Source organism: Streptomyces sp. NPDC001339 (assembly GCF_042895955.1).
Lineage (GTDB): Bacteria > Actinomycetota > Actinomycetes > Streptomycetales > Streptomycetaceae > Streptomyces.
The window spans coordinates 163,804-184,585 of sequence record NZ_JBIAWT010000011.1 but is presented as its reverse complement, the minus strand read 5'-3'; the positions used below and the strand labels follow the sequence as shown (position 1 = coordinate 184,585).

The 20,782-nt window shown below is 73.6% G+C and carries 18 protein-coding genes and 1 tRNA gene; 12 read left to right on the top strand and 7 right to left on the bottom strand.

Going from position 1 to position 20,782, the window contains the following annotated elements; genetic code table 11:
• The first annotated feature begins 619 nt into the window (after positions 1-619).
• From ACFY12_RS29035 to ACFY12_RS29025, 3 genes are all read left to right on the top strand, one after another.
• A complete protein-coding gene (locus tag ACFY12_RS29035; protein WP_390718871.1) occupies positions 620-1,909 on the top strand; it encodes a helix-turn-helix domain-containing protein in 1,290 nt (429 codons plus the stop codon).
• A gap of 5 nt (positions 1,910-1,914) precedes the next feature.
• The gene (orn, locus tag ACFY12_RS29030; RefSeq protein WP_390718870.1) at positions 1,915-2,592 is read left to right on the top strand and encodes an oligoribonuclease; all 678 of its coding nucleotides are present in this window, start codon (positions 1,915-1,917) and stop codon (positions 2,590-2,592) included.
• Between the two features lie 197 nt (positions 2,593-2,789).
• Positions 2,790-2,865, top strand: a tRNA-His gene (locus ACFY12_RS29025).
• A gap of 153 nt (positions 2,866-3,018) precedes the next feature.
• Here ACFY12_RS29025 and ACFY12_RS29020 read toward each other — a convergent pair.
• The gene (locus ACFY12_RS29020) at positions 3,019-3,669 is read right to left on the bottom strand and encodes an NAD(P)-dependent oxidoreductase (RefSeq protein WP_390718869.1); all 651 of its coding nucleotides are present in this window, start codon (positions 3,667-3,669) and stop codon (positions 3,019-3,021) included.
• 179 nt (positions 3,670-3,848) lie between these two features.
• Here ACFY12_RS29020 and ACFY12_RS29015 point away from each other — a divergent pair, with 179 nt between their 5' ends.
• Entirely contained in the window at positions 3,849-4,817 is a 969-nt protein-coding gene (locus ACFY12_RS29015; RefSeq protein WP_390718868.1) for a helix-turn-helix domain-containing protein, read from the top strand.
• Between the two features lie 282 nt (positions 4,818-5,099).
• Here the strand turns inward: ACFY12_RS29015 and ACFY12_RS29010 are convergent, their stop codons facing one another.
• Entirely contained in the window at positions 5,100-6,671 is a 1,572-nt protein-coding gene (locus ACFY12_RS29010) for an ATP-binding protein (RefSeq protein WP_390718867.1), read from the bottom strand.
• Between the two features lie 61 nt (positions 6,672-6,732).
• Entirely contained in the window at positions 6,733-7,419 is a 687-nt protein-coding gene (locus ACFY12_RS29005; RefSeq protein WP_390718866.1) for a response regulator transcription factor, read from the bottom strand.
• A gap of 174 nt (positions 7,420-7,593) precedes the next feature.
• On the opposite strand from ACFY12_RS29005, the gene ACFY12_RS29000 reads away from it, so the two are divergent.
• Positions 7,594-8,169, top strand: coding sequence for a hypothetical protein (locus ACFY12_RS29000; protein ID WP_390718865.1), 576 nt, complete (start codon positions 7,594-7,596; stop codon positions 8,167-8,169).
• Positions 8,170-8,182: 13 nt separating this feature from the next.
• Here ACFY12_RS29000 and ACFY12_RS28995 read toward each other — a convergent pair whose 3' ends face one another.
• The gene (locus tag ACFY12_RS28995) at positions 8,183-9,043 is read right to left on the bottom strand and encodes a spermidine synthase (RefSeq protein WP_390718864.1); all 861 of its coding nucleotides are present in this window, start codon (positions 9,041-9,043) and stop codon (positions 8,183-8,185) included.
• Between the two features lie 133 nt (positions 9,044-9,176).
• Positions 9,177-9,530 (bottom strand): chaplin, encoded by a 354-nt coding sequence (locus tag ACFY12_RS28990; protein ID WP_390718863.1) that lies wholly within the window; start codon positions 9,528-9,530, stop codon positions 9,177-9,179.
• Between the two features lie 246 nt (positions 9,531-9,776).
• Here ACFY12_RS28990 and ACFY12_RS28985 point away from each other — a divergent pair, with 246 nt between their 5' ends.
• The 3 genes from ACFY12_RS28985 (at position 9,777) to ACFY12_RS28975 (ending at position 12,956) form a co-directional block, all read left to right on the top strand.
• Complete coding sequence (locus ACFY12_RS28985) at positions 9,777-9,929, top strand: hypothetical protein (RefSeq protein ID WP_390718862.1); 153 nt, start codon at positions 9,777-9,779, stop codon at positions 9,927-9,929.
• A 224-nt stretch (positions 9,930-10,153) separates the two neighbouring features.
• Positions 10,154-11,455 carry a glycosyltransferase gene (locus ACFY12_RS28980; RefSeq protein WP_390718861.1) on the top strand — a complete coding sequence of 434 codons (1,302 nt, stop codon included), beginning with the start codon at positions 10,154-10,156 and terminating at the stop codon, positions 11,453-11,455.
• A gap of 133 nt (positions 11,456-11,588) precedes the next feature.
• Entirely contained in the window at positions 11,589-12,956 is a 1,368-nt protein-coding gene (locus ACFY12_RS28975) for an NAD(P)-binding domain-containing protein (protein WP_390718860.1), read from the top strand.
• A gap of 58 nt (positions 12,957-13,014) precedes the next feature.
• Here ACFY12_RS28975 and ACFY12_RS28970 read toward each other — a convergent pair whose 3' ends face one another.
• Positions 13,015-13,497 carry a hypothetical protein gene (locus ACFY12_RS28970; RefSeq protein ID WP_390718859.1) on the bottom strand — a complete coding sequence of 161 codons (483 nt, stop codon included), beginning with the start codon at positions 13,495-13,497 and terminating at the stop codon, positions 13,015-13,017.
• 253 nt (positions 13,498-13,750) lie between these two features.
• Between ACFY12_RS28970 and ACFY12_RS28965 the strand changes: the two genes are divergently transcribed.
• Positions 13,751-15,199, top strand: a complete 1,449-nt coding sequence (locus ACFY12_RS28965; RefSeq protein ID WP_390718858.1) for a tetratricopeptide repeat protein — start codon at positions 13,751-13,753, stop codon at positions 15,197-15,199.
• 144 nt (positions 15,200-15,343) lie between these two features.
• Here the strand turns inward: ACFY12_RS28965 and ACFY12_RS28960 are convergent, their stop codons facing one another.
• Entirely contained in the window at positions 15,344-15,937 is a 594-nt protein-coding gene (locus ACFY12_RS28960; RefSeq protein WP_390718857.1) for a histidine phosphatase family protein, read from the bottom strand.
• 270 nt (positions 15,938-16,207) lie between these two features.
• Between ACFY12_RS28960 and ACFY12_RS28955 the strand changes: the two genes are divergently transcribed.
• Genes ACFY12_RS28955 through ACFY12_RS28945 form a run of 3 tightly spaced genes read left to right on the top strand, consistent with a single transcriptional unit; the run spans position 16,208 to position 20,660 of the window.
• A complete protein-coding gene (locus ACFY12_RS28955; RefSeq protein WP_390718856.1) occupies positions 16,208-17,704 on the top strand; it encodes a hypothetical protein in 1,497 nt (498 codons plus the stop codon).
• Positions 17,695-19,284 (top strand): hypothetical protein, encoded by a 1,590-nt coding sequence (locus ACFY12_RS28950; protein WP_390718855.1) that lies wholly within the window; start codon positions 17,695-17,697, stop codon positions 19,282-19,284. The genes ACFY12_RS28955 and ACFY12_RS28950 overlap by 10 nt, the downstream gene beginning before the upstream one ends.
• Complete coding sequence (locus ACFY12_RS28945) at positions 19,281-20,660, top strand: AAA domain-containing protein (protein ID WP_390718854.1); 1,380 nt, start codon at positions 19,281-19,283, stop codon at positions 20,658-20,660. The genes ACFY12_RS28950 and ACFY12_RS28945 overlap by 4 nt, the downstream gene beginning before the upstream one ends.
• Positions 20,661-20,782: the final 122 nt, after the last annotated feature.

The window sequence follows — 20,782 nt, the reverse complement described above, 5'->3', positions numbered from 1 at the left end:
AGCGATGTGGTGCGCTGGGCCGCCTTCAGCTGTGCGCTGGTGCCGGTCGTCCTGGTCATCAGCGGCACCTCCTGGGCCGGTGCGGCCGGGACCGCCGTCGGACTGGCGGCGGTGACCGGTGCCTGCTGCGCCCTGTTAAGGCGATCCGAACAGACCACCGCGCGGTCCCGCGCCCGGGGGAAGCGCCGACGTCGGGACAGAAGGGGATATTCCGGACCTGGAGCGCACAGAGGCGGACGCCAGTCCGAAGGGCGTACGCCGGTCGACTGAGGCACTCGCAAGTCCGCGCGCGAATGTTTCCAGCCAACTTCAGGCCCGACCCCCCACCTTGCCCCGCACCCCCCTCAACCCTTGTGTGAGCAGGGCGGAAAGGACCGCTGGGCATGGTTGTGTCCTCTTGCGAACGGGCAGAGCCGAGACGCGCACTTCCCATGCAGGCCCGACGAGTGGAACGCTTCGTGATCGAATGCTTCGCGCCAAGTTGCCATATCGACATACCAGCGGGTGGTGAACTTGGCACGCCATCCTCACGGGACACAGTAGATTCGATCTTGGTAGTGACGGCGGGGGAACTGTGCAGGACCGAGAGGGCGAGACGACCGAGGGGGGCTTAAGTGCCATGAGCCAGGACTCCGCTGCCGTACCAGATGCCGCACGCAAGCTCGCCGCCCGACGACGCCGCGAAATAGTCGCGGTGCTCCTCTTCAGCGGCGGCCCTATTTTCGAGAGCTCCATTCCGCTCTCGGTCTTCGGTATCGACCGGCAGGATGCCGGCGTTCCGCGATACCGACTGCTTGTGTGCGCGGGCGAAGATTCGCCTTTGCGCACGACCGGGGGGCTGGAGCTGTCCGCCCCCTACGGGCTGGAGGCGATCTCCCGGGCCGGGACGGTCGTCGTACCGGCCTGGCGTTCCATCACCCAGGCCCCGCCGCCCGCCGCGCTCGACGCGCTGCGCCGCGCGCATGAGGAAGGGGCCAGAATCGTCAGGCTGTGCACGGGGGCGTTCGTCCTCGCCGCGGCCGGACTGCTCGACGGCCGCCCGGCCACCACCCACTGGATGTACGCGCCGACGCTCGCCAAGCGTTATCCGTCCGTCCATGTGGACCCGCGTGAGCTCTTCGTCGACGACGGCGATGTACTCACCTCCGCGGGGACGGCAGCCGGTATCGACCTGTGTCTGCACATCGTGCGGACCGACCACGGCGCCGAGGCCGCGAACGCGCTGGCCCGCCGCCTCGTCGTACCGCCCCGGCGGACCGCCTCCGACCTGGGGCACCAGCGCTACCTCGACAGGTCTTTACCAGAAGAGATCGGCGCCGACCCGCTCGCCGAGGTCGTCGCCTGGGCGCTGGAGCACCTCCACGAGCAGTTCGACGTGGAGACCCTCGCCGCGCGCGCGTACATGAGCCGGCGCACCTTCGACCGGCGCTTCCGTTCCCTGACCGGGAGCGCCCCGCTGCAGTGGCTGATCACTCAGCGGGTGCTGCAGGCCCAGCGGCTGCTGGAGACCTCCGACTATTCGGTGGACGAGGTCGCCGGCCGCTGCGGGTTCCGCTCACCGGTCGCGCTGCGCGGTCACTTCCGGCGGCAGCTGGGCGCCTCGCCCGCCGCCTACCGGGCCGCCTACCGCGCCCGCCGGCCGCAGAACGGGACGCCCGAGCCCGCGCTCCGGCCCGAGCGCGCCGAACGGCCGGAGCGCGAGCGGGCCGCGGCGCTGGGGGCGGGGACGGGCGGTGTGGAGCGGTTCTCCGCCACCGCGCTGGCCGGCCACGCTCTGGCCACCGCGGAAGCGGGTGACCTGGGCAAACCACAGCCGGACGGTTATGCGTCCCGGCTGGCGGAGACCCCGGTCGGCCGTGCTGCGGGACGGCCCGTGCTGCCCGGACAGCGCGAGCGCCCCGTAGGGTGAGTTGTATGAACGATCGCATGGTGTGGATCGACTGCGAGATGACCGGACTCTCGCTGGCGAATGACGCGCTCATCGAGGTGGCCGCGCTGGTCACCGACTCGGAACTGAATGTGCTGGGCGACGGGGTGGATGTGGTGATCCGCCCCCCGGCCGAGGCGCTGAGCACCATGCCGGAGGTGGTGCGCGAGATGCACACCGCCTCCGGGCTGCTGGCGGAGCTGGACGGCGGTACGACCCTGGAGGCGGCCGAGGCGCAGGTGCTCGCGTATATCAAGGAGCATGTGCCGGAGCCGGGGAAGGCACCGCTGTGCGGTAACTCCGTCGGCACCGACCGTGGCTTCCTGCTGCGCGACATGCCGACGCTGGAGAGCCACCTGCACTACCGGATCGTCGATGTGTCGTCCGTGAAGGAGCTGGCCCGCCGCTGGTTCCCGCGGGCCTACTTCAACAGTCCGGAGAAGAACGGCAACCACCGGGCACTGGCGGACATCCGGGAATCCATCGCGGAGCTCCGTTACTACCGGGAGGCCGTCTTCGTACCGCAGCCCGGTCCGGACTCGGAGACCGCGAAGGCGATCGCCGCCAAGTACGTCCTGCCGGCCGAGCCTTCCCCGGCTGCGGACGCCGGTGCCGACGCCGGGCAGGGCCCGCGGCCGGCGCCGCAGTCCGCACCGTCGTCGTAACGCACCTGCACGTGCACCCGGGGCTTGTCTTCCGGGCCACTCCGGGCCGCTGTCTTCCGGGACAGTGTCGGCCCGACGTGACCCGGAAGACACGCTCACGCAGCTCAAGGTGGAAAACCTGGGCGTGAGCACCCCTCCGGACCCTGTACACTTTTTCTCAGCCGGTGGGGAAAAGGAACCACACAGCACCGGCCATGGTGGGTATAGCTCAGCTGGTAGAGCACCTGGTTGTGGTCCAGGATGTCGCGGGTTCGAGTCCCGTTACTCACCCCAGCCGACAAGGCCCCCCGATCTCGGATCGGGGGGCCTTTCGCATGTCCTGGCCCGTGTTCCGGGCCGTTCCGTTCCGGCGCCGGCCGTTCACCGGCCGGCTCAGCCGGCTCAGTCGGCTCAGCTGGCTCAGCCGGTTCAGGCTGCCCAGCCGGCTCAGTAGCCGATGGTGAAGCGCTCGCCGATGTGACGGGGGTGCTCGATCTCGTCGAGGAGGGCGACGGCGTAGTCCTCGGTGGAGATCTTGCTGTTCCCGTCCGCATCGGTGACCAGGTCGTCGGTGGCCGTGCGGTAGCTGCCGGTGCGCTCGCCGGGCGCGATGGTGGCGGCCGGGCTGAGGTTGGTCCAGCGCACGTCGGAGACGGTCCGGTAGAAGTCCAGTGCGTCGCCGTGGGCGTGCATGATCTGCAGCAGGAAGTCGGGCAGGCCTTCGGCGTCCCAGACCTGCTTGCCGCCGGGCATACGGAGCGAGCCGGCGCCGCCGACCGCGATCAGGCGCGGAGCGGCCTCGCCCAGGGTGCGGAGGCCGGCGACCAGGGACTCGGCGGCGGGCTCGATGGTGGCGATGTGGCCCGGGCCGTCACCGCCGCCGACCGCGCTGACCACCACGTCCTTGCCCTTGGCGACGGCGGCGACGGAGGCCGGGTCGAGAACGTCTCCGGTGGTCACGGTCAGGTTCGGGTGGGTCGTGGTGATCTTCGCGGGGTCACGGACGACCGCGGTGACCTGATGGCCGCGCTGGAGGGCCTCGCCGAGGATGCGGCTTCCGATGCTGCCGTTGGCTCCGAAGAGAGCGATCGTGGACATGGTGGATCTCCCAGGTGGTCGTGTGTCGGTGTGTCCGGCGGCCGGATGCCCGGCCGGGGGTGCGTCCGGCGGTCGGCGTACCCGGGTCCGCGGACTTCCCTTTTCCGTCAGCTGCTGTGCTGACGTCTTCTACGCTAGGGGCAGGAACGGGGAGTTTCGGGGTAGGGAAGGGACCGTCGATGGTCAAAAAGCGACAGAAGGGTGAAGGGTCCACTCCGGAGATCCGTGAGGTGCCGTTCTCCGCGCCGGCCGGGCGGCCCGCGGGCGTGGAGGTGATGACGCTCGCCGAGCTGCGCGAGCGCGCGGACGCCTGCCGGCTGTCCACCCCGCACCGCCCCGGCTTCCACCATCTGCTGGCACTGGACAGCGGCCGGCTGGTGCACTGCGTCGACTTCCACGAGCACCTGCTCCAGCCGGGCGATCTGCTGTGGTCACGCCCCGGGCAGGTCCAGCACTTCGGGGATCTGACGGGTGCGGAGGGCCGCCTGGTGCTCTTCGAGTCCGGCTTCCTGGATGCGTCGACCGCGGCAGCGGCCCGGATCGAGGACTGGTACGGGCCGCCCGTACGGCACCCCGAGGGCAGGGCGGCGCGCCAGGTGGACCAGGCGATGCGCCAGCTGCACCAGGAGTTCGGGGCGCTGGGCGGTCTGCCGCTGGAGGTCCACCTGGAGGTGCTGCGGCATCTGCTGGCCGTTCTGGTGCTGCGGGCCGCGTACCCGGCCGGGCCGGCCGGTGACGGTACGGGCGGCTGCGAGGCGGGCGAGACGTACCTGCGCTTCCGGGACGCGGTGGAGCGGGACTTCACCCGTAGCCGCCGGGTCGCCGACTACGCCCGGGCGCTGGGGTACGCACCGCGCACCCTCTCGCGGGCCACGGAGGCCACCGCGGGGATCGGGGCGAAGGAGTTCATCGACCGCCGGGTGGTGCTGGAGGCCAAGCGGCTGCTGGCGCACTGCGATCTGTCCGCGGCTCGGATCGCGGACCGGCTGGGCTTCGACGACGCCACCAACTTCAGCAAGTTCTTCCAGCGGCAGACCGGCAGCGCCCCGATCGCCTTCCGGACGGCGGTACGGGGCGGGGCGCAGCGGGCAGGGGGTGGACCCGCCGCGCCCCGCCTGCGGGACGGTGGTCCGGTAGGGGCGCGGTAACCGGACCGCCGGTGGGGGGTGGTCGGGGACGGCCAGTGGTCGGGGACGGCCAGTGGCCGCTGGTCGAGGGAAGTGCGGGTCGGCTGAGCGGAGTTGCTGGGAGTTGCTGGTGTGCACCCGGGTGGAGTGCGCGCCGGGGTGGTGCGCACGGTGTGGGGGGTGCACCCGGGTGCGTCTTGCACGCTAGCGGCAGGGAAACGGACAAATGCCGGGATCCGTACGACTGTTGGCGGAATTATGGCGGCCTTAAGGAAGCGGAAGGGGGCGGTTAAGGCCTCCGGCCTATGCCCCGTGCGTAGTCGTCCGTGCGTCGGCTCGCGCATCAGCCCGTGCGTCGGTCCCTGCGTCGGCCCGTGCGCCGGTCCCCGCGTCGGGCCCCGCGTCTACCCTTGCGTCGGCCCCGGGATCCGGCCAGGAGTCGGCTCCGGAATCCGCCCGGGAGCCGGTGCGGGTGCCGGCCCGGCGCCGGCGGGTGCCGAGCGTGCGGGTGCCGAGCGTGCGGCGCAGCCGGTGGCCGCGGCGCCGGGCCGGTCGTACGGGGCCGTCCAGGGCCAGCCAGACCCGTACCTCGGTGCCGCCGAGGACGGACCGGCCCAGGCGCACATCACCGCCGGTGGATTCGGCCAGCCGGCGCACGATGTCCAGGCCGAGGCCGGTCGAGCCGTCCCCGCCGCCGCCATGGCCGCGGCGCAGCGCCGCGTCCGGGTCGGCGATGCCCGGGCCGGCGTCCGAGACCAGCACGATCACGGCGTCCTCCGCGTTGTGCACGTCGACCGCGAAGGCGGTGCCTTCGGGCGTGTGGCGGAAGACGTTGCCGAGCATCGCGTCCAGGGCGGCGGCCAGTTCGGGGCGGGCCACCGGGACGCATACCGGGCGGTCCGCGCCGGCGATGCGCACGGTGCGGCCCTCGTCCTCGGCGAGCGCCGACCAGAAGGCCATCCGCTCCCGGATCACCTCGGCGGCGTCGCAGCCGGCCGCGGCCGCCGCCTGCCGGGTCTGGGCCTTCTGCTCCCTGGCGGTGCGGATGATCTGGTCGACCTCGCGCTCCAGTTGGGCGACGGCGGCCCGGGTCTGTTCGGCGGCCTGGGTGTCGCCGAGCGAGGCGGCGTTGAGGCGGAGAACGGTCAGCGGGGTGCGCAGCCGGTGGGAGAGGTCGGCGGCCAGTTCGCGTTCGTTCGCGAGCAGTTGGACGACCCGGTCGGCCATGGAGTTGAAGGCGCTGGCGGCCAGCCGCAGTTCCTTGGGACCGTCCTCCGGGACGCGGACGCCGAGCCTGCCCTTGCCGAGGGCGCGGGCGGCGCGGGCGAGCCGTTCGGCGGGCCGTACCATCCGGGTGCCGAGCCGGTCGGCGACCGCGACCGAGCCGATGACCAGCCCGAGCCCGACGGCGGCCAGCACCACCCAGGAGGTGGTGACGCCGTTGGTGAGCGCCGCGTCGGGCACGAAGACCTCGACGACCGCGATGCCGGAGGCGACGGCGGTGGGCTGGAGCAGCGAGGAGCCGCCGGGGACCGGGGCGATGGAGGCCCGGCCGAGTTCGAGGGCGGCCGCCACATCGGCCGCTGCGGCGTGCCGGCTGCCGATCTCGGCGGGGGCAGGGTGCCCGCCGCCGGCCGGGACATGAACGCCGATCCGGCCGCCGGGACCGGTCTCGGCGCTGGCGACGGCGCGTTCCAGCTGCTCGCGGTCGGTGGTGATGGCGAGGACCGGGCCGATGGTGGCGGCCTGCCGCTCGGCGTTGGAGAACGCGCGGTCGCGGGCCATCTCCTTGACGACGAGCCCGAGCGGGACGGCGAACGCGACCACGACCATCGTGGTGACCGCCAGCGCGACCTTGACCAGGGCCCATCTCATACCGGCCCGTCCTTCTCCCCCGGCCTTCGTCCGTGGGATGCCCCCAGGAAGTGCCCCCGGCTCAATGCGGTGGCTCCAGCTTCACGCCGACCCCGCGCAGGGTGTGCAAGTAGCGGGGCCGCGCCGCGGTTTCGCCCAGTTTGCGGCGGAGCCAGGACAGATGGACGTCGATGGTCTGGTCGTCCCCGTAAGCCTGCTGCCAGACCTCGGCGAGCAGCTCCTTGCGGGGGACGACGACGCCGGGGCGCCCGGCGAGGAAGGCCAGCAGGTCGAACTCCCGGCGGGTGAGGTCGAGCGCGACGCCGTCGAGCGCGGCCTGGCGGCGCAGCGGGTCGACGGAGAGGCCGCCGACCCGGATCACCCGTGAGGGCGGTTCCGCGCCGCCCGCCCGGGAGCGGCGCAGGACGGCCGCCATCCGGGCCGAGAGGTGTTCGACCGAGAACGGCTTGGTGAGGTAGTCGTCGGCGCCGTCGTTCAACAGCCGTACGATCTCGGCCTCGTCGTCCCGGGCAGTGGCGATGATCACGGGGACATCGGTGATCCCGCGCAGCATCTTCAGCGCCTCTCCCCCGTCCAGATCGGGCAGACCGAGGTCGAGGACGACGACGTCGAAGCCGACGTGCGCCACCTCCCGCAGCGCCTCCAGGGCGGTCCCGACACTGCGTACGGTGTGGGCGGCGTCGGTCAGATGCCTGATGAGGGCCGAGCGTACGAACTGGTCGTCCTCGACCACGAGCACACGTGCCATGGGCCGCACCGTACGCCATTCGGGGAGGTGCCCTTACGCGAGGTTGACGCCGGAGTGCGCGTGGCCGGCACCGGGGCCGACACCAGGACCGGCACCAGGGCCGGCACCGGAGCGGGGTGCGTCCGCGCTCTCGACGGCTGCGACAGGGCGGGCCGTTGGTGCAGTATGTGCCGAATGCAGCGAGGACTGGTTCACTCGGCGGCCTGGACGCTGGCGACCGGCGCCGCGGTCGCCCTGTCGTGGTTCGGCGTACGCACCGTGCTGTCCGGTACCGCGTACGACGCGCCGCGCGCGCTGCCGCTCTCCGAGCAGGTGACGTCCGCCGGGGCGCGGACGGACGGCGGCGCGTCCCCGCGGGTCTCCTCGACGCAGCGTCCCAGACCGTCGCAGTCGGCGAGCCGCTCTCCGTCGCCCGACGACGCTCGGCCCACGCGACGGGCCACGCCCTCGGCCGACGGCGGCACCCGGCCGCAGCGCCGCACCGCCGGCCCGTCGGGCGGCGGCGCCACCCCGGCGGCCGGTGGCGACGTCAAGAGCTACGCCACGAGCGGCGGCCGGGTGGTCCTCGCCATGGGCGGCTCCTCGGCCGAACTGGTGTCGGCGACGCCGGAGTCGGGCTGGCAGATGCAGGTGTGGAGGCAGGCGGCGTGGATCCGGGTGGACTTCCTCCGCGGCGCCGCCCGTACGTCGGTGATCTGCGCGTGGAACGGGCACCCGCCGACCGTGGTGACCGACAACCACGCGACGTAGGACCGGTGCCGGCTCAGTCGAAGGTCTTGGCGGGCGGGGCCGGGGAGGCCACCGCCGTGGCGTCGGTCACGGGTGCCGCGCCGCCGGTGAAGTCCAGCAGTGCGCGGCCGTGTTCGACCCGGCCGGGCTCCGGGTCGGTGGCCGCACGGCGGGTCAGTTCGGCGACCGGGAGCGCGGCGTCGGAGGCGAGCAGCACGGCGTTGCCGAAGCGTTTGCCGCGCAGGACGGCCGGATCGGCGGTGAGGCAGAGCTCGGGGAACACCGTCCGGACGGTGGCGATCTGGCCGCGCAGGAAGCGCAGCGGCGGTCCGTCGGCGAGGTTGGCCGCGTAGCAGCCGCCGGACCGGAGCACCCGGCGGACCTCCGCCACGAACTCGGTGCTGGTCAGGTGCGCGGGCGTACGCGCACCGCTGAAGACGTCCGCGATGATCAGGTCGGCCCAGCCGTCCGGCAGCTTCGCCAGGCCCGCGCGGGCGTCGCCGCCACGCACCCGGATCCGCCGGCCGGCGTCCCACGGCAGCCGGTTGCGGACGAGGTGGACCAGCGGCGTATCGATCTCGATGACCTGCTGGGTGGACCGGGGACGGGTCGCGGCGACATAGCGGGCGAGGGTCAGCGCGCCGCCGCCCAGATGGACGACGTGCAGCGGTGCGCCGGGCGGGCCGGCGAGATCGGCGATATGTCCCAGCCGCCGCTGGTAGGAGAAGTCCAGGTAGGCCGGATCGTCGAGGTCCACATGGGACTGCGGGGCGCCGTCGAGGAAGAGCGTCCAGCCGCGCGGGCGGTCCCGGTCGGGCCGCAACTCCGCCAGCCCGCCGTCGACCTGCTCCGTGACGGACTCCGCTCCGCCGCGCCCGCGCCTGCTCCTCGCCATGAGGTCCAGTATGACCGGTGCCCGGTGCGGCGAACGGGGAGTGGCGGACCGCCCACGACCGAGGTCAGGGCGGTCCGCCGGCTGCACACCATGACCCGTGCCGGTCCGCTGGTCGCCCGGACCGACCGTCGGGTCACTTCTGGATGCAGATGTTCCCGAATGCCGGGTTCAACAGCGCGATCACGTTGATGGTGTTGCCACACAGGTTGATCGGAACGTTGACCGGAACCTGGATCACGTTGCCGCTGATGAAGCCCTTGGTCTTCGACGCGAAGCCCTCGGCCTTGGCTCCGTGGGGCTTGCCGTGGCCGTGACCGTGGTAGCCGAAGTAGCCGTGCTGGTGCATGTAGCGACCGTGGTGGCCCTTCTTGCCGTGGTGGCTGTCACCGGCAGCCGCGACCCCACCAGCCTGTGCGATGCCCGCGCCACCGACAACGAGGGCGCAGCTGGCCGCGGACATCGCGGCGGTCTTGACAAACCGCTTCATCCCATTCTCCTTTCAGTTCGTGAATGGGGCACCCGGTCACAACGAGCGAAATACATCAGGGATGCGGGCGTTCCCCCTTTACGGGAAATCGTTAGCCCTTTTGGCAGCAGAGCACCTTACGCACACCGGCCGGCATTCCGCCGATCGGGACCCCCGGACCGGATCCGGGCGTGCCTGCCGCGGTTTCCAACATGATTTCTGTCAGAGTGCTCTCCTGTTTGACTGATAGAAGTCGGAGAGGACGACATGCGGAGGTTGATGGCCCGCACCGGGCGCGGCGGCCCGTCCGGACCGGGCGGCACCGCCCCCGTCGTCGATTCCGGCGTATTCCCGGTGCGGCCCGCGCTGTGCGCCCGTGCCGGTCTCCCGGACGATCTCCCGGCCTATATCCGCCGCTGAGCCGCCCGCCCCGGGAATTCCCGGACACCTCGAAGAATCTGCAGAGAGAACGAAGAGCAGAGAGAACGAAGAGACGAAGAGGCCGAAGAAACCGTAGCGAGTTCACCGAGTCCACTGAGAGTACGTCCACTGAGAGTACGGAGAGTTCCGTCGGCTCGGTCCGGGGTGCCGCCGATGAGCCCCCTTCCCTCCCCGACCGCTCCCGCTTCCCCTGGAGACATCCGGTGAAGGTTCTGCACGTCATCACGGGCCTCGACATGGGCGGCGCCGAGCAGCAGCTACGGCTCCTGCTGCGCCGGCTGCCCGCGCGGTGCGAGGTCGTCACCCTGACGAACCCCGGCCCGGTCGCCGCCGGTATCGAGGCCGACGGCACCCCCGTCACCCACCTCGGCATGACCGGCGACCGCGATCTGCGCGCGCTCCCCCGCCTGGCCGCGCTGATCCGCGCCGGCGGCTACGACCTGGTGCACACCCACCTCTACCGGGCCTGTGTCTACGGCCGGATCGCCGCCCGGATGGCCGGTGTACGGGCCGTGGTCGCCACCGAGCACTCCCTGGGCGACGCGGTGCTCGAAGGCCGCCGGCTGACCCGTGGCGTCCGTGCGCTCTACCGGGCCACCGAGCGGCTGGGCACGACGACGGTCGCCGTGTCGGACACCGTCGCCGCCCGGCTGCGCCGCTGGGGCGTGCCCGGGCAGCGGATCCATGTGGTGCCCAACGGCATCGAGGCGCACCGGTTCGGCTTCGATCCGGCGGCGCGGGCCGTGATCCGGGCCCGGCTCGGGCTGCCGCCGGACGCCTTCGTGGTCGGCGGCGTCGGCCGGCTGGTGGCCGGAAAGCGGTTCGACGTCCTGGTCCGGGCGGTCACCCAGCTCCCTGGCGTACACCTGCTGCTGGCAGGCGACGGGCCGGAGCGGATGAGGCTGCTGCGGCTGGCGGAGCAGTTCGGATCGGCGGACCGCATTCATCTGCTGGGCGCCGTCGGGGATGTGGGCGGGGGCGATGTGGGCGGGAGTACGGCGCCGCCGCCGAGCGCGGGCGGTGCCAGTGCCAGCGCCGGTGCAGGTGCAGGTGCGAGTGCCGAGCCCGGCATCGATGTCCCCGGCATCGACGTCCCCGGGCTGCTCTCGGTCATCGACGTATGCGTCTCCCCGTCGCCGGACGAGGCATTCGGGCTGGCCGTGCTCGAGGCGCTGGCGTCGGGACTGCACGTGCTCCACGGCAGCTGTCCGGCGGTCGACGAGCTGCCCGAGGACCAGGCTCCCGGCGCCCGGCGCTTCAGCCCGGGAGTGCAGCGACTCGCCGACGCGCTAAGGGAGTTGCGGCGCGAAGGGCCGGACCGGCTACCGGTTCCACCGGTGGTGCGGCGCTATGACATCGCCCGCAGCGCCGAGGCGCTGATGTCCGTGTACGAGGAGGCGCTCGCCACCGCCCGCGCACGCCGTCGCGGCACCGCCGGTCCCGGGCCCGCGCCCACCCCCGCACCCTCGTCCGCACCCGCCCCGTCCCCGCTCTCGAACAGCTAGGCAGCGACAGCGACAGCGGCAGCGGCGGCGGCAGCGAGACCGGAAAAGAGACAGAGGCCAAGAAAGAGAACGGGAAAACGGGAAAACGGGAAACAGCACGAGACCACGCCGGCGGAAAGGACAGGGAACATCCATGTACGACCTCGTGGTGGTGGGCGCCGGCCCCTACGGACTCTCGATCGCCGCACATGCGGCGGGGGCCGGGCTGCGACTGCGGGTCCTGGGCCGTCCGATGGCGGCGTGGCACGCTCATATGCCCGACGGCATGCTCCTCACGTCCGAGCCCGGGTCCGTCGGCCTCTCCGCCCCGCACGGCCGGCACTCCCTGGCGGAGTACTGCGCCACCCACGAGGTGACCATCGAGCACGGCGTCCCCCTCCCCCTCGGCACCTTCGCCGCGTACGCCGGATGGTTCGCCGAACGGGCGGTGCCGCAGGCCGAGGACGTGACCGTCACCGCCGTCCGCCCGCTCCCCGACGGCATCCGGGCCGAGCCCGACGGCGCCATGCCCCACAGTGCCATGCCCCACAACGCCGGGTCCGACGGCTCCGAGTCCCAGGGTTTCCAGGTCGAGACGGACACCGGCGAGCTGATCGCGACCCGGACCGTGGTCCTCGCCCTGGGGGCGCTGCCGTTCGCCCATCTCCCCTGGCCACTGCTCGAACTGCCCCCGGAACTCGCCTCGCACAGCAGCGACCACCGCGATCTGCGGCGCTTCGCCGGCCGGAACGTCGCGGTGCTCGGCGCCGGCCAGTCCGCACTGGAGACCGCGACCCTGCTGGCCGAACAGGGCGCCCGGCCCTGCCTGGTGGCCCGCACCGGTCGCCTGCGCTGGGACACCCCGCCGCGGCCCCCGCGGCCCCCGCGGGGCGCCCGGCCGCAGCCGCCGGAGGCCTCGTACGCCCCGCACGCCCCGTACGCGGGGCTCGGTACGGGCCGGCCGAGCCGGATGTGGTCACCGGCCCCCTGGACGGTGCGCCGGCTCCCCGCGGCGGTCCGGCTGCGGATCGTCAGGGCCGCACTGGGCCCGGCCGGCGCCTGGTGGCTGCGGGAGCGCTTCGAATCGGCCGCGGTGCCGACGCTGCTGGGCCACCACCTCCGGGCCGCCACACCGCAGGACGACACGGTGCGGCTGCACCTCAGCCGCGGGAAGGGCCACACCGAGCCCCTCGACGCCCACCATGTGGTGGCCGCCACCGGCTTCCGCCCCGATCTGCGGCGGCTCCGGCTGCTCCACCCCCGGGTGCGCGGCGTGCTGCACACGGTGGACGGCAGTCATGCCCCCGAGCTGACCCCGTACTTCGAATCGTCCTGGCCCGGACTGTTCTTCGCGGGGATGCTGGCCGTGCCGTCGTTCGGCCCGTCGATGTGCTGCGTCCACGGCACCGCCTTCACCGCGCCCCGCCTGCTGCACGGTGTCCAGCGCCGGCTCGACGACCGGTACCGGCGCGGCGGCCGGCGCCGCCGAGAACCGGCCCTCACCGACAGCGGCTCTCACTGACAGCCGGCCCTCACCGACAGCGGGCCTCGCTGTCAGCAGGCCTCACTGACGGCGAGCCCTACTGACAGCGGTCAACCGCCTCGATCGTGCGCGCCGCCTCGCCGAGCGCCGCGCGCAGCACGACCGGATCGGTGGCGGTGGCGCCCGCGCCCTCCGGGGGTACCAGCCAGCCGGTGCCGGTCACCGGGGGCTCCACGGCGGCACCGTCGTCGCACAGGGCTCCCGGCGGGATCCCCCGCCCGTACGTCTGGGTGCACGCGCTGCCCGGTACGTCCCAGCCGTCGGCCGTGCCCGGAGGGACCAGGAAGCCCAGGGTGTCGCAGGCGCCGTCGTGCAGTACGGGGCCCACGCCGTCCCGCAGCCGCAGGATGTCGACGGCTTCCAGCCCCTGCCGGGCGGGGACCGTGACGAGGTCGCAGGGCCGGTCCGGTGCGGCAGCCGCCGCACCCGTCACGACCGCACCCGTCACGATCTGCTGCCGCCGACCGCCGGCCTGGCCCGCGGACCCGTTGCCGCCCCTGCTCACGCCGGTCTCCCACACGGAGAACCCCTCCTCTGCACACGGCACACCCTTTACACCGAGTTCAACGTCCAGGCATGTCAACAGCTACGGCGGCGTAACGCTGCAAAGGATGGCGGTTCATGGCAGATCGCGCGTGAGATATCCGGTTTGTAGCCAAACTGGGCGTATCGCAGCCATCACAGCCGGTACGGTCGTCCCGCCGCTCCGCCAGGAGGCGGCAGCGCCACACGATGGCACGGAGAGGGCACGGAAAGGGCCGGGAAAGGCAGCCATGACGTCGCCAGCAGCAGGTTCAGCGTCGTCCCGCACCGTACCCGCCCGCCCGAACACCGCTTTCCGACAGCTGCGCGGCCGGCTGTCACCGGGCGAGTTCGCGGCGGCGGTCCGACGGGCCGCCCGTGAGATCGGCGAGCAGGTCTCATGCGACGCCCGCTACGTGGGCCGCGTCGAGTCCGGGGAGATCCGGTGTCCGAACTACGCCTACGAGCGGGTGTTCCGGCACATGTTCCCCGGGCTGACGCTGCCCGACATGGGCTTCGCGCCGCGCGAGACGGTACGCGGACGGGGGGCGCGTACGGCGGCGGTCAGCGCCGCGCGCCTGGCACACCGACCCGACAACCGCGATACCCGTATCCAGATCCACGAGGAGAGCGACGTGCTGCGTCGCGCGTTCATCACCGGCGGCCCGGCCGCAGCCCTGGGCATCGTCGCGCTGCACCCCATCGAGGCCGCTGCCGCCACGGCATCCGCCCATGTCCCGGGGCCGCGTACGCCGGCCGGCGGCCGGGTCGGCGCGGCCGAGGCCACCGCCGTCGAGGAGGCCGTCCGGCATATCCGGCTGCTGGACGACCGGCACGGCGCGGAGGGCATCTACCAGCGCGCCACCCAGCCGCTGCGCGCCGCCTATCAGCTGCTCGACGCCGGGGTGCAGCGCCGCTCGGTGTCCGACCGACTGCACGCCGGGGCGGGTGAACTGGCCATCACCGTCGGATGGCTGGCACATGACTCGGGCCGCTTCGACGACGCCCGCTCGCACTACACCGAGGCCCTGGCCACCGCCCGGGTCTGCGGCGATGCCGCCCTGGAGGCGCACGCCTTCTGCAACAGCGCTTTCCTGGCCCGCGACGCCGGCCGGCCGCGCGAGGCGGTGCGCGCCGCGCAGGCCGCGCAGCAGGCCGCCAAGCGGCTCTCCTCGCCCCGGCTGCTGTCCCTGCTGGCGCTGCGCGAGGCGGGCGGCTGGGCGGGGCTGGGGGACCGCTCCGGCTGTGAGCGGGCGCTGGCCCGGGCCGAGCGGCAGTTCGCGCGCGGGCCACGGGACGGCGACCCGGAGTGGATGACGTTCTTCGGCGAGGCCGAACTGGCGGGCCTGGAGGCGCAGTGCTGGGCAGCGCTCGGCGCCTCGGAGCGGGCGGCGGAACACGCGCACCGGGCGGTGGCCCTGCAGGACCCCCACTTCATCCGCAACATCGCCCTGTTCACCGCCGAACTGGCCGGTGACCTCGCGGCCAGCGGCGCCCCCGAGGAGGCGGCGGCGGCCGGCCTGCGCGTCCTGGACCTCCTGGAACACGTCCGCTCGGCCCGTATCCGCGCCATGCTCGGCACCACCGCCCGCGCGCTCCGCGCCCACCGCACCAGCCCCCCGGTCGCCGAGTTCCTGGCGCACCATGCGGCCAAGGCTGTCAGCGGCCCCGCGGCGACGGCCCCCGGGCATCCGTTCTGACGCCCGGCCATCCCGTGTGGCGCCGGGTCATCCCCTGTGGCGCCCGGTCTCCCGTCTGACGCCCGGCCCGGCGAAGTGCCGGCCGGGCGGACGTCCCGGCGCCCCCCTGTGTCCTGTGTAAGGCCCGACGGCCCCATGCCATGGTCAGGCGAGGTGGCCGGTGTCGTTCCAGCGCTCGACGGCCGGTTCCCCGTAAGCCCAGCCGAGCACCGACAGGGACGTCGGCTCCAGTCGGAGGCGGGCCGCGAAGGAGATGTCCAGGCCCAGCCAGCGGGCGCCCAGGACGCGCAGGATGTGGCCGTGTGCGAAGACCAGCACATCGCGATCGGCCGAACGCGCCCAGTCGACGACCTCATCGGCACGGGCGGAGACCTCGGCGAGCGTCTCGCCCTCGGGTACGCCGTCCCGCCAGATGAGCCAGCCCGGCTGCCCGGCCTTGATCTGGGCCGGCGTCATGCCCTCGTACGCGCCGTAGTCGAACTCCATCAGCGCGTCCCACTCCTGGGCCCGGTCGCCGAAGCCGGCCAGCTCGCAGGTCTCCTTGGCGCGCACCAGGGGGCTGGTACGGACCTCGACGCCCGGCAGGCCGTCCCACGGGGTGCGGTGCAGCCGCTCGCCGAGGAGCTTGGCGCCGCGCCGGCCCTCGTCCAGCAGGGGAATGTCCGTACGGCCGGTGTGCCTGCCGGAAAGGGACCACTCCGTCTGCCCGTGCCTGGCCAGGAATATGCGCGCTGCCATAGTCGTACTCGTACCTCTCGCCGATCGCTCGGCTCGTCGTTCTCGACGATCACTCGGCTCGACGATCGCTCGGCTCGTCGATCACCCGGCTCGTCGTGCTCTTCGCCGGTCGCTCTCGTCGTTCTCGTCGTGCTCTTCGCCGGTGGTTCTCGTCGTTGCTCGTCATCGCTTGGCGCGGGCGGCATTGACCGCGGCCTTCCATTCTCGCGCATGGGGCGATTTGTCCCCGCGCACCCCCACCCATGAGCGGCCGGGGCCATCGTTGCGTCGATGTCAGTGCCGGGTGTCACACTGCGGGGCGTGGACATTTCGCGCGACAGTCGATCCGGGTCGGCTGCCCCTCCGGCGGGACGGGCGGCGCCGGGAACGCGCCTGCGACCGGGGCCGGCGCCGGGAACGGACCTGCGGCCGGGGGCGGCGCCGGGCGCGCAGCGGGGAAGGCTCGCCGCGTTGCGCGGGCCCGGCGTGCCGCCCCGTGCACTGGACGCCCGGGCGCTCGCCGCGCTGGCCGCCAACCCCGGGTGCCGGCGCCGGGCGTTGCTGGACGGGGCGGGGATCGACAAAGGGGCGCTGGCCAGGGCGCTGGGGTCGCCCGCGCCGTACGGGCAGTCGCAGTTCGCGATAGCCCGGGGGAACGCGTTCGAGGCCAGGGTGAAGGACGACGGCGGCACGGAGCTGCTCCGGCTGCTGCACGAGCGGCTGGCGCCGCCCGGCACCCCGCCGCCGGAGCCGGGCGCGGTCGCCGCTCCGGACCTGTCCGCCGCCGGGCCCGAGGGCCGGGCGGCGCGTACGGCGCTGGCGCTGCGCGAGGCGACCGCGGCCGGTGGCTGGGCGCTGCTCGATCATCCGCTGCTGGCCGTCGGGGTGGCCGGTGCGGCCGCCTATGTGGAGCCGGACGCGGTGGTGGTGCTTCCGGACGGCACCTGGACGGTTGTGGAGATCAAGTCCTTCCCGATGATCGACGGTTCGGCGGATGCCGCCAAGGTCGGCGCGGCCGCGCGCCAGGCGGCCGTGTACGCGCTGGCCCTGGAGCCGGTGGCGGAGCACGTCGGGGCGCGCACCGGGCGCGCGGTGCGGGTGGGCGACCGGGTGCTGCTGGTGTGCCCGAAGGACTTCTCCAACCTCCCGGCCGCCGCGGCCGTCGACGTCCGCAAGCAGCTCGCCTCGACCCGGCGGCAACTGAGCCGGCTGACCCGGGTCGAGGAGATCGCCGCCGCGCTGCCGGAGGGGACGACATTCGATCTGCGGCTCGCGGACGACGGCAGGACCGCGACCCGCCCGCCGGAGGAGCTGGCCGAGGCCGTCGACGCGGTCGACGCGGCTTATGCACCCGAGTGCCTGGCCGCCTGTGAGCTGGCCTTCCACTGCCGTGAACGGGCACGTACGGAGGGCGCGGTGGCGGTGCTGGGGCGCGGTGTACGGGGCGAGCTGGGCGGGCTGCGTACGGTGGGGGAAGTGCTGGCGGCGGCCCGCGGTCCGGAGGTGGCGGACAGTCCGGAGGCGGCCGGGACGGCCGGCGATCCGAAGGCGCCAGGTGGGCAGAACGGCCCGGACGATCCGGATGATCCGGACGATCCGGCGGTGCTCGCGCTGCGCCGGGCCGCCGCGCTGCGCGCCGAGGCGCTGGGGCGGGAGCCAGTGCCGGTGTCGGTGTCCCCGTCGGCGTCGGCGTCGGCGTCGGCGTCGGCGTCGGCGTCGGAAGTCTCGTCGCCGTGCGTGCCGGACGTCCCGTCGCAGCGTGGAGCGGAGGAGCCGGGATGCCGCTGATCGAGACGCTGGCCCGGATGGAGGCGGTGGCGGTCGGCCGTGCCCAGCCGCGGTGCACGGTCCGCCACCGCCACCTGTCCGAACGGCCCCTGGTCCTCGTCCCGTTGACGACCGCCGGCGAGGCCGGTGCCCCACTGGGCGCGCTGGTCGGCACGGACCGGGAGAAGCCCGCGCTGCTCGCGGTCCCGCAGCCGCGCGACCGTGATCTGCGGTTCGCGTTCCTGGCCGAGCTGGCCGAGGCGATGCTGCCGTACGTGGACGGCTTCGCGGACGCCGTGGAGCGGGAGGAGCGCAAGGAGACCGACCCGGAGACCGGCAAGAAGATCCCGGTGCAGGTCGAACTGTGCTCGGACGCACCGCAGTTGATCGTGCCGAGCACCGCCGGGATCGAGTACGTACGGCTGCTGGGGCGCTCGATGCGGTTCCGGCGGACGGCCGAGCAGGAGCCGGAGGCGCCGCATCCCGCACCGCCGCAGGTCCCGCTGCTGGGCCGCTGGCTGACGCACTTCGGCGAGCGCGCGCGGGTCCCGGGGTCCGGTCTCCTGCTGTCCATGACGGACCTGCTCACCCGCCATTGGGCAACCGGCCAGAGCGCGCTGGAGGACCAGCACCTCGGCGCGCTGCTCGCCTGGATCGACCCTCCGCCGGGCGTCCCGGCCCAGGAGGCCGCCGCACGGGCGGAGTCGGCACGGGACGGGTCCGGGCAGCTGCGGTGCCCACCGGCCGGTCCCGCCACCGACCCGGCGTTCGACAACCGTCTGCTGGCACCCGCGATGGCCCGTTACGACGCCGGAGCGCCGGGCGCCGAGGGCGCGCTCCGCGCGCTGCTCGAAAGCCAGTTGCGGCCGGCCTGGGAAGCGGTGTGGCGGGGCATCGACCTGCTGCGGGCGCTCCCCGCGGGCACACGGGTCGCCGACCGCTGGAAGCGCGACCGCTGGTCGTACACGGCCCACCGCGACCGGGTGCGTGCCGGGGAGCCACCGCAGCCCAGACGGGACGACGCGGTCACGGCGGCGCGGAAGCTGTCCGCGCGGGAGACCGCGCAGGCTCAGCTGGACGCCCAGGAAGCCCTGGACGACCCGCTGGTGATGGCCGGGCGCCGGCTCACCGGCGAGGCGTTCCAGGGCACGGTCGTCGAGGTGGAAATGGCCTTCTCCGACGGCAAACGCCCGATGCCGCGCCCTCTGGTCACGCTCCGCACGGCCGACCTCCCCCAGCTGTCCGCGGGCACCAAGCTCTACCGCCCGCTGGCGGACGGCAGGACCCAGCCCGCCGAGTGCGTGTCTCCTCCACTGCCACTGCCCGAAGGGCGTGGCCCGCACGCGGACGACGCCCCGGGAACGCTGGTGGTACGGCTGACCGCCGGCATGGGGCGCGGCAGAACCCCGGAGGCGGGCTCGGTGCCGGAGCCGGGCGACGTGGTGTGCTGGACCCTGTTCGAGCACGCCCCGCGCGGCGGCCCCGAGTTGCCGGACCCCGAGGACACCCCCTGGACGCACGGCGGCCCGCCGCCGGGCGCCTCCGGCGCGGCCTCGCCCGGAGACACCCCCGACCCCGTGACCGTGGAGGATTTCCTGTGACCCGGCGCGATGGAGACACCTCCCCGCCCCTCAAGAGCGCGGGGGAGCGCTCCTTCGACCCCGCCGCCGCGGCGGCCGAGGCCACCGAAGCGATCCTGCGCGACACGCTGCACGGCACCCGGCGCGGTGTGGTCGTCGACTCCCCGCCCGGCGCCGGAAAGTCCACCCTGGTGGTCCGCGCGGCCCGCGAACTGGCCGCCACCGGACGCCGGTTGATGATCGTGGCGCAGACCAATGCCCAGGTCGACGACCTCGTCCTGCGGCTCGCCGCGAAGGACCCGGAGCTGCCGGTCGGCCGGCTGCACAGCAGCGAGCCCGGTGCGTTCGACCCGGCGCTGGCCGAGCTGCCGGCGGTGCGTACGTCGGCCAAGGCAGCCGATCTGGCGGGGATGGACATCGTCATCTCGACGGCCGCGAAGTGGGCCTACACCAGGACCGACGAGCCCTGGCAGCACGCCATCGTGGACGAGGCCTACCAGATGCGTTCCGACGCACTGCTGAGCGTCGCCGGACTCTTCGAGCGGGGGCTGTTCGTCGGCGACCCGGGGCAGCTGGACCCGTTCAGCATCGTCGGCGCCGAGCAGTGGGCGGGCCTGGCGTACGACCCGTCGTCCAGCGCCGTCTCCACCCTCCTGGCCCACAACCCCGACCTGCCGCAGCACCGCCTGCCGGTGTCCTGGCGGCTGCCCGCCTCCGCCGCCCCGCTCGTCTCCGACGCGTTCTATCCGTACACCCGCTTCCGCAGCGGCACCGGCCCCGGTGACCGCCGGCTGGCGTTCGGCGTGCCGGGCGACGGCTCGGGCGTGGACCGCGTCCTGGACGAGGCCGCCGAGTCCGGCTGGGGGCTGCTCGAACTCCCCGCCCGGCACACACCGCGTACGGATCCGGAGGCGGTACGGGCGGTGGCACTGGTGGTGCGCCGGCTGCTGGACCGCGGCGGTGCGGCGACCAGTGAGGCCGCGCCCGGTCCAGTGCCCCTCACGGCGGCCCGGATCGCGGTCGGCACGGCCCACCGCGACCAGGCGGCGGCCGTCCGCGCCGCCCTCGCCGACCTGGGCGTGGCGGACATCACGGTCGACACCGCCAACCGCCTCCAGGGCCGCGAGTTCGACGTCACGGTCGTCCTCCATCCGCTCTCCGGCCGCCCCGACGCCACCGCCTTCCACCTGGAGACCGGCCGGCTGTGCGTCCTGGCCTCGCGCCACCGCCACGCCTGCGTCGTCGTCTGCCGCGCCGGCGTCGCCGACCTCCTCGACGAACACCCCTCGACCGAACCGGTCAGCCTGGGCGTCACGGTCAAGTTCCCGGACGGCTGGGAGGCAATGATGTCCACGTGGGACCACTGGTCGGAGCACCGGGTGGTCTGGCGGCCGTGACCACCACCCCCGCATCTGTCCGTACGGAGCCGAGCACGTCGCCGCCCAACCGCCGGACGGAGTCCGCACGCCGCCGGAGGCGCCCAATGGAAACAGCCCGGACGGCTGGGAAGCGCATCACG

Coding starts and splice junctions, on each gene's coding strand:
- ACFY12_RS28975 (WP_390718860.1), top strand. CDS start 11,589: ATGTACGACCTCGTGGTGGTGGGCGCCGGCCCCTACGGACTCTCGATC.
- ACFY12_RS29020 (WP_390718869.1), bottom strand. CDS start 3,669: ATGTCCACGATCGCTCTCTTCGGAGCCAACGGCAGCATCGGAAGCCGC.
- ACFY12_RS28965 (WP_390718858.1), top strand. CDS start 13,751: ATGACGTCGCCAGCAGCAGGTTCAGCGTCGTCCCGCACCGTACCCGCC.
- ACFY12_RS28985 (WP_390718862.1), top strand. CDS start 9,777: ATGCGGAGGTTGATGGCCCGCACCGGGCGCGGCGGCCCGTCCGGACCG.
- ACFY12_RS28990 (WP_390718863.1), bottom strand. CDS start 9,530: ATGAAGCGGTTTGTCAAGACCGCCGCGATGTCCGCGGCCAGCTGCGCC.
- ACFY12_RS28955 (WP_390718856.1), top strand. CDS start 16,208: ATGTCAGTGCCGGGTGTCACACTGCGGGGCGTGGACATTTCGCGCGAC.
- ACFY12_RS28950 (WP_390718855.1), top strand. CDS start 17,695: ATGCCGCTGATCGAGACGCTGGCCCGGATGGAGGCGGTGGCGGTCGGC.
- ACFY12_RS29015 (WP_390718868.1), top strand. CDS start 3,849: ATGGTCAAAAAGCGACAGAAGGGTGAAGGGTCCACTCCGGAGATCCGT.
- ACFY12_RS28995 (WP_390718864.1), bottom strand. CDS start 9,043: ATGGCGAGGAGCAGGCGCGGGCGCGGCGGAGCGGAGTCCGTCACGGAG.
- ACFY12_RS29010 (WP_390718867.1), bottom strand. CDS start 6,671: ATGAGATGGGCCCTGGTCAAGGTCGCGCTGGCGGTCACCACGATGGTC.
- ACFY12_RS29035 (WP_390718871.1), top strand. CDS start 620: ATGAGCCAGGACTCCGCTGCCGTACCAGATGCCGCACGCAAGCTCGCC.
- ACFY12_RS28960 (WP_390718857.1), bottom strand. CDS start 15,937: ATGGCAGCGCGCATATTCCTGGCCAGGCACGGGCAGACGGAGTGGTCC.
- ACFY12_RS29005 (WP_390718866.1), bottom strand. CDS start 7,419: ATGGCACGTGTGCTCGTGGTCGAGGACGACCAGTTCGTACGCTCGGCC.
- ACFY12_RS29000 (WP_390718865.1), top strand. CDS start 7,594: ATGCAGCGAGGACTGGTTCACTCGGCGGCCTGGACGCTGGCGACCGGC.
- orn (WP_390718870.1), top strand. CDS start 1,915: ATGAACGATCGCATGGTGTGGATCGACTGCGAGATGACCGGACTCTCG.